General features: G+C 66.0%; 7 protein-coding genes and 1 pseudogene. 3 read left to right on the plus strand and 5 right to left on the minus strand.

All coding sequences use genetic code 11. The features are described 5' to 3' along the window. From WA317_RS18730 to WA317_RS18745, 4 genes and pseudogenes are all read right to left on the minus strand, one after another. Window positions 1-385: pseudogene (locus tag WA317_RS18730) on the minus strand (aminodeoxychorismate synthase component I); the annotation flags it as partial. Between the two features lie 53 nt (window positions 386-438). Further along, a complete protein-coding gene (locus WA317_RS18735; RefSeq protein WP_425174462.1) occupies window positions 439-1,341 on the minus strand; it encodes an RNA polymerase sigma-70 factor in 903 nt (300 codons plus the stop codon). Beyond that, window positions 1,338-2,507: an NAD(P)/FAD-dependent oxidoreductase gene (locus WA317_RS18740; RefSeq protein ID WP_425174463.1), complete on the minus strand. Its 1,170-nt coding sequence runs from the start codon at window positions 2,505-2,507 to the stop codon at window positions 1,338-1,340. The genes WA317_RS18735 and WA317_RS18740 overlap by 4 nt, the downstream gene beginning before the upstream one ends. Window positions 2,508-2,601: 94 nt before the next feature. After that, window positions 2,602-3,192 (minus strand): TetR/AcrR family transcriptional regulator, encoded by a 591-nt coding sequence (locus tag WA317_RS18745; RefSeq protein ID WP_425174464.1) that lies wholly within the window; start codon window positions 3,190-3,192, stop codon window positions 2,602-2,604. Window positions 3,193-3,293: 101 nt separating this feature from the next. On the opposite strand from WA317_RS18745, the gene WA317_RS18750 reads away from it, so the two are divergent. Continuing rightward, window positions 3,294-3,767 carry a DUF1772 domain-containing protein gene (locus tag WA317_RS18750; protein ID WP_425174465.1) on the plus strand — a complete coding sequence of 158 codons (474 nt, stop codon included), beginning with the start codon at window positions 3,294-3,296 and terminating at the stop codon, window positions 3,765-3,767. A gap of 10 nt (window positions 3,768-3,777) precedes the next feature. Here WA317_RS18750 and metG read toward each other — a convergent pair whose 3' ends face one another. Next, entirely contained in the window at window positions 3,778-5,334 is a 1,557-nt protein-coding gene (gene metG, locus WA317_RS18755; protein ID WP_425174466.1) for a methionine--tRNA ligase, read from the minus strand. Window positions 5,335-5,358: 24 nt separating this feature from the next. Between metG and WA317_RS18760 the strand changes: the two genes are divergently transcribed. Then, the gene (locus WA317_RS18760) at window positions 5,359-6,210 is read left to right on the plus strand and encodes a TatD family hydrolase (RefSeq protein ID WP_425174467.1); all 852 of its coding nucleotides are present in this window, start codon (window positions 5,359-5,361) and stop codon (window positions 6,208-6,210) included. Window positions 6,211-6,351: 141 nt separating this feature from the next. Further along, on the plus strand, window positions 6,352-6,792 hold a 441-nt coding region (locus tag WA317_RS18765; RefSeq protein ID WP_425174468.1), incomplete at its 3' end, for a ubiquitin-like domain-containing protein.

Consider the following 6,792-nt stretch of genomic DNA (forward strand, 5'->3'; position numbering starts at 1 on the left):
CCACCAGCCAGCGTGGCATCGGCGCGCCGGACAGCGACTCGTACCACCACTGCCCGTCGCGGTCGCCGCGCAGCACACAGTCGGTCCAGCCGCCGGCGGCTTCGGGAATACGGGAGGGCCGGCCGTCTGCGGCGGCATCGGGGTAAGAAAGGTAGCCGATCCATCCGCCGCCCACGGCGGTCGCGTCGCAGCCGGGCCGGATCGCGAACGCGTCGGCCGCTTTGACCGGTTGGACCAGCACACTCGGTGCGATGACCGCCCGCGCGCCGAACCATTCCCCGGTCAATGCTGCCGGCGGCGGCAGAGCGAGTCGGCTGGTGGCCTCGCCGACAGCGCACAGCACTTGCGCCGCCGTGCCAAGATTGCCGAGCCGCTCGATGCGCACCGTCTTAGCTTGACAGATACCGGTTAGCGGCCACGAAAGCGCTGATGAGGCGCTCAGATGCGACTGATCGCCCGTGTGCTCGCCGTGGCGGCGAGTTTGTCGGGATTTCGCACGGCGTAGAAGTTGGTGATCTTGCCGTCGACGATTTCGATGATGTACACGCCCTCGAGATTGCCCGCGCTGTAGAAGAGCACCGCCGGTGCGGAGTTGCAGACCACGGTTTCTATTCGTAGGTCGGCTATCCGCCTGCTCAACCGCAGCAGGCCGACTACCGCGGAGGCCACCTTCTCGGCCCCCACCACCGGCCGCCGCGCCGCGGTCGCCTTGCCACCGCCGTCGGCGGTCCACACCACGTCGGGCGCCAACATCGATACCACCGCAGCCACGTCACCGCTGGATGCCGCGGCCATGAACTCCGCGGCGATCCGCGCATTCTGTTGCGGGTCGACCGGGCCGAAGCGCCGGCGTCGAGCCTGTATGTGTTCGCGCGCCCGGTGCGCGATCTGACGCACCGCCGGCACCGGTTTGCCGACCGCGTCGGCGATGTCGCCGTAGTCGAACCCGAACACCTCCCGCAAGACGAAGACCGCACGTTCGTCGGGGTTGAGCGTCTCCAGCAGCACCAACATCGCCATCGAAACAGACTCGGCGAGAACGACATCCGCTGACGGGTCATGTTCGTCCAGCAGCAGCGGCTCAGGCAGCCAAGGCCCGACGTAGTCCTCGCGCCGCCTGGCGCCGGTGCGAAGCGCATTCAGCGCCTGCCGGGTGACGAGCTGAGCCAGATAAGATTTCGTGTCACGTACCGTCGACAGGTTCACCTGTGCCCAGCGCAGATAGCTGTCCTGCAGCACGTCATCGGCTTCGGTTGCCGAGCCCAGGATTTCGTAGGCGATAGTGAACAGCAGCGGCCGTAGCAGTGTGAACCGTTCGGCGCGCTCGTCGGACGCGGTCATGAAACCGTGGCCGCTTCGCGGATGAGTTGCTCGGGCCGCCTGCCGCCTTTGAACCAACGGTAGGAGCCCGGCTTGGCGGCCTCGCGGCGGATGGCCCACAGCGTGCTTCTACAGACCGCTTCTTTGATCTTCGCGGCGGCCCGGCCGCCGACGACCGCGTTGACCGGGGTGTCGTCGGTGCGGGCGAACTGGATGGTGGCATGCTTGCGGCCCAAGCTCACGCATTGGCCGGCGAAGGCCTGGCTCAGCGCTGCCGGTGCCGTGCCGGTGATGCGGCTCAACGCGGTGTTGGCGGCCTGCGCGCCGAGCGGTATCGCGGCCTGGCAGCTCATCCGCAGCGGCTTGCCGGAGGGCGCGGCTGCATCACCCGCGGCCACGATGCGCGGATCGTCCACGCTGGTCAGTGTTTCATCGGTGAGCAGTCGGCCGACAGCGTCGGTGCGCAGCCCGCTGCGCGCGGCGAGGTCCGGCACACCGAAGCCGGCCGTCCACACCGTCACCACGCTGGGCAGCATTCTTCCGTCGGCCAAAACTAGGGCGTCGGACCGCACCTCGTTTACCACCGCCGTCTCGAGAACATCGACGTCGAGCTTGGCCAGCCGTTTGGCCACTGACCGGCGGCCGCGCCGGCTCAGCGACGTGCCCAGCACTCCACCGCAGGCCAGCGTCACCCGGCGGCCTTGCTCGGCCAGCTCGGATGCGGTCTCGATGCCGGTCAGGCCGGCGCCGACGACGGTCACGGGTGCGTCCGGGTGCAGCTCCTGCAAGGTGTCGTGCAGTCGTCCGGCCTGGTCGAAGTCGGCGATGGAGTAGGCGAACTGCGCCGCGCCTGGCACCGGCGATCCGCCGGTGCTGCCGACGGAGTAGATGAGGTAGTCAAACGTCAGCCGCGCGCCGGAGGTCAGCGAAACCGTGCGCTCGGCGATGTCTATCCGGTCGGCGCCGTCGACGACCAGCCGGATCCCCTCGCCGAGCAGTGTGCTGTAGTCGACGGCGGCGGTTCCGCTGCCGGCGGCCAACTGGTGCAGCCGGATTCGCTCCACGAAGACCGGTCGAGGGTTCACCAGGGTGATGTCGACGTCGTCCCGCAATCGCAGATGGTTGGCGGCCAGCGTTCCGGCGTATCCACCGCCGATCACGACCACGTGTGTGCGCTTGTCAGTCATTGCTGTCTCCTGTCTCCTTTGCCCCTTGTGCACTCGAGACACCGCCGGCGCGATGGATGTGACAGCGCAGTCGTCACGTGTGACCATCCTCACGTCAGCGGGGCGTCGCGGGGCCGTCCGCGAATTCCGCGACGAGGAGCTCGACCCGTCCGCTTTGGCGACCCGGGCGCAACCGGCCATTGCGGTCGAGGGTGACCAGTCCGTGCAATGCCGCCCAAAGCACTTCGGTGAGCGTGTCGGTGTCGCGCGTGCCGGCGACCGCGCTGACCGCTTCGCGCAACTCAGTGAAAGCGGCGATCAACTGCGGCGGTGAGTCGGGGTCGGCGAACCGTAGCGTGGTGGCGCGGATGAACATCGCGTCGTAGAGGGCGGGACTGTCGTGCGCGAATCTGATGAACGCGTGTGCGACGCGAAGTAAAGCTTTTCGGCTGCCCCGCAGACCTTTCCGCGCAGTAGACAGCGCCTCGGCCAGTTCACCGAATCCTTCGACGGCAACGGACTCGACGACCTTCTCCATATTCGAAAAGTGCTTATACAAAACGGGTTGGCTGTACTCGATCTCAGTGGAGAGCCGACGGGTGGTGACCGCGTCCCAGCCCTCAGCTTCGGCCAGCCTTCGTGCCGTGGTGGTGATCAACTGACGCCGCGCCGCTCGCTCGCGGGCGCGGCGGTCCTGAATGGTCATGGCTGATTCTAGCTGCGCTCGCTCAACTAGCACCGCTATTGACTCGCCGACGTGGCTGGGTTAGCGTTGCTAACACCACCAACGAAAGGCGTCTCGGCACGATGATTGGCGAGCTTGCGAAGTCGTTCGCACTGGTGGCAATTCTGGGCACCGCGGTGGTGTACGGCACGGATGTGTTCTGCGCGGCCGTGCAACGACCGGCCCTGGCCCGCGTTGACGACGGCACACTGGTAGCGGTGATGGGCAACGTGCACCACTATGGCGACCTACGGATGCCGGTGCCCGGGGTACTCGGTGTGGTGGCCGCGGCCATCAGCGCGTCGCTGGCCGCGCTGTGCGGTCGCTGGAGCGAGGCCGGCGCGGCAGGTGTGGCCGTCGGCCTGCTGTGCGTCTGGCTTTTCCTCTACCTGCGGGTGAGCGCGCCGATCAACCGGCAGCTGACCGCTGCCGCGAACTCTGGCGTCGTCCCAGTGAATGCCCGCCGCCTGCAACGTGACTGGGACAGCGTCATCGTCATCCGGGCCACGCTGCAGGGTTTTGCGGTGGCGGCGTTGTGCGTAGCGCTGCTGGCCTGACAGCCCAGGTTCAGTCGACCTGATAGCGGGGAAACACCGCGGCCGGCGCCGGCAGCGCGGTGCCCGGGACCAGTCGGGTGCCCAGCGCGCTGAATGTTCGCTGCTCAGCCGGCTGTCCGAGCTGGTCGAGCAATTTGCCCGCCGATTCCGGCAGTACCGGCTGGATCAGCAGCGCGGCAATCCGCACCGCCTCCAGCGTCGTGTACAGGACGGTACGAAACCGCATCTGGTCGGTTTCGGACTCGCTCTTACGCAGCACCCACGGCTGCTGGGCGGAGAAGTACCTGTTCGCCGCGCCGAGCATCAGCCAGATCGCTTCCAAGGCCAAATGCATTGCCTGCGTGTCGAAATGCGGTCGCACTCGTTCCAGCAAACCGTCAGCGACGGTTAGCAGTTCGTTGTCGTCAACGCGGAAGTCCAGTGGTGCCGGCGCCATCCCGTCGAGATTCTTGGCGACCATCGAAAGCGACCGCTGCGCGAGGTTGCCGAGCTCGTTGGCGAGGTCGGTGTTGATCCGGGTGATGATCGCCTCGTCGCTGTAGCTGCCGTCCTGCCCGAAAGGTACTTCACGCAGGAAGAAGTAGCGCACCTGGTCGACACCGAATTGGTCGACAAGAGCAACCGGATCGATCACATTGCCCACCGACTTGCTCATCTTCTCGCCGCTGTTGAGCACAAAGCCGTGCGCGAACACCCTGCGCGGCAACTCGATTCCGGCGGACATCAAAAACGCCGGCCAGTACACGGTGTGAAACCTGATGATGTCCTTACCGATCATGTGCAGCTGGGCGGGCCAGTAACGGCGGAACAACTCCGAATCGGTGTCCGGGTAGCCGACGCCGGTCAGGTAATTGGTCAGCGCGTCGACCCAGACGTACATCACATGGTCGGGGTGGTCCGGAACGGGTACGCCCCAGTCGAACGACGTGCGGGAGATCGACAGATCGCGCAGCCCGCCGGACACGAAGCTGACCACCTCATTGCGACGCACTTGCGGCGCAATGAAATCGGGGTGCGCCTCGTAATGAGCCAGCAGCTTGTCGGCGTAGGCCGTCAGCCGGAAGAAATACGTCTGCTCCTCCGTCCAGGTGACTGGGGTGCCGGTTTCGACGGCTATCCGATTGCCGGCAGTACCGTCCTGCTCCAAGACGACGGTTTCGTCTTCGTTGAAATAACGTTCGTCGCGTACCGAATACCACCCCGCGTAGCTGTCCAGATAGATGTCACCGGCATCGACCATCCGCTGCCAGATGTCCTTGGACGCGCGGTGGTGATCGGCGTCGGTGGTGCGGATGAACCGGTCGAAGGAGATGTTCAGTTTCTGCTGCAAACGCTGAAACACATCGGAGTTCCGCCGGGCCAGCTCTCGCGGCGAAATTGCTTCGGCGGCAGCGGCCTGCGACATTTTCAGCCCGTGCTCGTCGGTTCCGGTCAAGAAGCGCACGTCGAAGCCGTCGAGCCGCTTGAAGCGCGCGATCGCGTCGGTGGCGATGTACTCGTAGGCGTGCCCGATGTGCGGCTCACCGTTGGGGTAGGTGATCGCCGTCGTGATGTAGTAAGGCGTCATCGCGTCTCACCCTATTGTGTTCGGGTGAGCTCAGACCGTCCGCCGCCGCCCGCACCTGAGCCGTTGACGTCCTTGATCGACGCGCACACTCATCTCGACGCATGCGGCGCAACCGACCCCGACGGCGTACGCGCCATTGTCGGGCGCGCAGCTGCGGTCGGAGTGGTCGCCGTCGTCACCATCGCGGACGACCTGGCGTCGGCCCGCTGGGTGACCCGCGCAGCGGACTGGGATCCGCGGGTCTATGCGGCCGTGGCGCTACATCCCACGCGCGCCAACGCTCTGACTGAGGCCGCCCGGGTTGAAATAGAGCAGTTGGCCGGCCATCCGCGGGCAGTGGCAATCGGCGAGACGGGGATGGATCTGTACTGGCCGGGCAAGCTCGAAGGGTGCGCCGAGCCGGATGCCCAGCGCGAGGCATTCGCGTGGCACATCGATTTGGCCAAGCGCGCCGGCAAGCCGCTGATGATTCATAACCGGCAGGCCGACGCGCAGGTGTTGGAGGTGCTGCGGGCCGAGGGCGCACCGGAGACGGTGATCTTCCACTGCTTTTCGTCGGACAGCGCGATGGCGCGGGCGTGCGTCGACGAAGGATGGTTGATCAGCCTGTCCGGGACGGTCAGCTTCCGCAACGCCCGCGACCTTCGGGAGGCCGTTCCCCTGGTCCCCGACGACCTGCTGTTGGTCGAGACTGATGCGCCGTTCCTGACACCGCACCCCTTCCGGGGTGCGCCGAACGAGCCATACTGCCTGCCCTACACAGTGCGGGCGCTGGCGGAACTGCTGGATCGGCCTGCCGACGACTTGGCACGCATCACTACTGGCAACGCCCGCCGCGTCTACGAGCTCTCCGTGCCCCCGGATGCCGATACTTAAGGAACCGTTAAGACGCGCTTGCTCAAGTTGCCGTATCTAGGCCGGTTCGTTACCGTCTTGTGATCGAACGGCAGGGCATGGCCTTATTTGTTCGTCACTAGTCACTGCAGAAGTCGGTGAAGGTCGGGGGAGACGCGCGCGTTGAACACCTTTGAGAAGCTGCATACGTCCCCTTCGCTGTTTCTCCGCATTCTTGTTGGTGCTCTTCTACTGGTGCTCAGTTTGGCGGGCGGCTACGCGGTCGCTGCGCAGAGGACGGTGGTACTCAACGTCGACGGCACCGCGATGACGGTCAAGACGATGAAGTCCCGGGTGATCGACGTCATCCGAGAGAACGGCTTCGACGTCAGCGCGCAGGACGATTTGTACCCCGCTGGCAACGAACCAGTGCGGGAAGCTGACAAAATCGTGCTCCGGCGTAGCCGGCCGCTGCAGATTTCGCTGGACGGTGCGGCAGCCCAACAGATGTGGACGACGGCATCCACGGTCGACGAGGCGCTGGCCCAGCTGGCGATGACCGACACCGCCCCCGCCGCGGCGTCGCGCGGCAGCCGGGTACCGCTGGCCGGGATGGCCCTGCCG

Origin of the sequence: Mycobacterium sp. (assembly GCF_049802695.1) — a bacterium.
Lineage (GTDB): Bacteria > Actinomycetota > Actinomycetes > Mycobacteriales > Mycobacteriaceae > Mycobacterium.

Coding starts and splice junctions, on each gene's coding strand:
- WA317_RS18750 (WP_425174465.1), top strand. CDS start 3,294: ATGATTGGCGAGCTTGCGAAGTCGTTCGCACTGGTGGCAATTCTGGGC.
- WA317_RS18735 (WP_425174462.1), bottom strand. CDS start 1,341: ATGACCGCGTCCGACGAGCGCGCCGAACGGTTCACACTGCTACGGCCG.
- WA317_RS18745 (WP_425174464.1), bottom strand. CDS start 3,192: ATGACCATTCAGGACCGCCGCGCCCGCGAGCGAGCGGCGCGGCGTCAG.
- metG (WP_425174466.1), bottom strand. CDS start 5,334: ATGACGCCTTACTACATCACGACGGCGATCACCTACCCCAACGGTGAG.
- WA317_RS18740 (WP_425174463.1), bottom strand. CDS start 2,507: ATGACTGACAAGCGCACACACGTGGTCGTGATCGGCGGTGGATACGCC.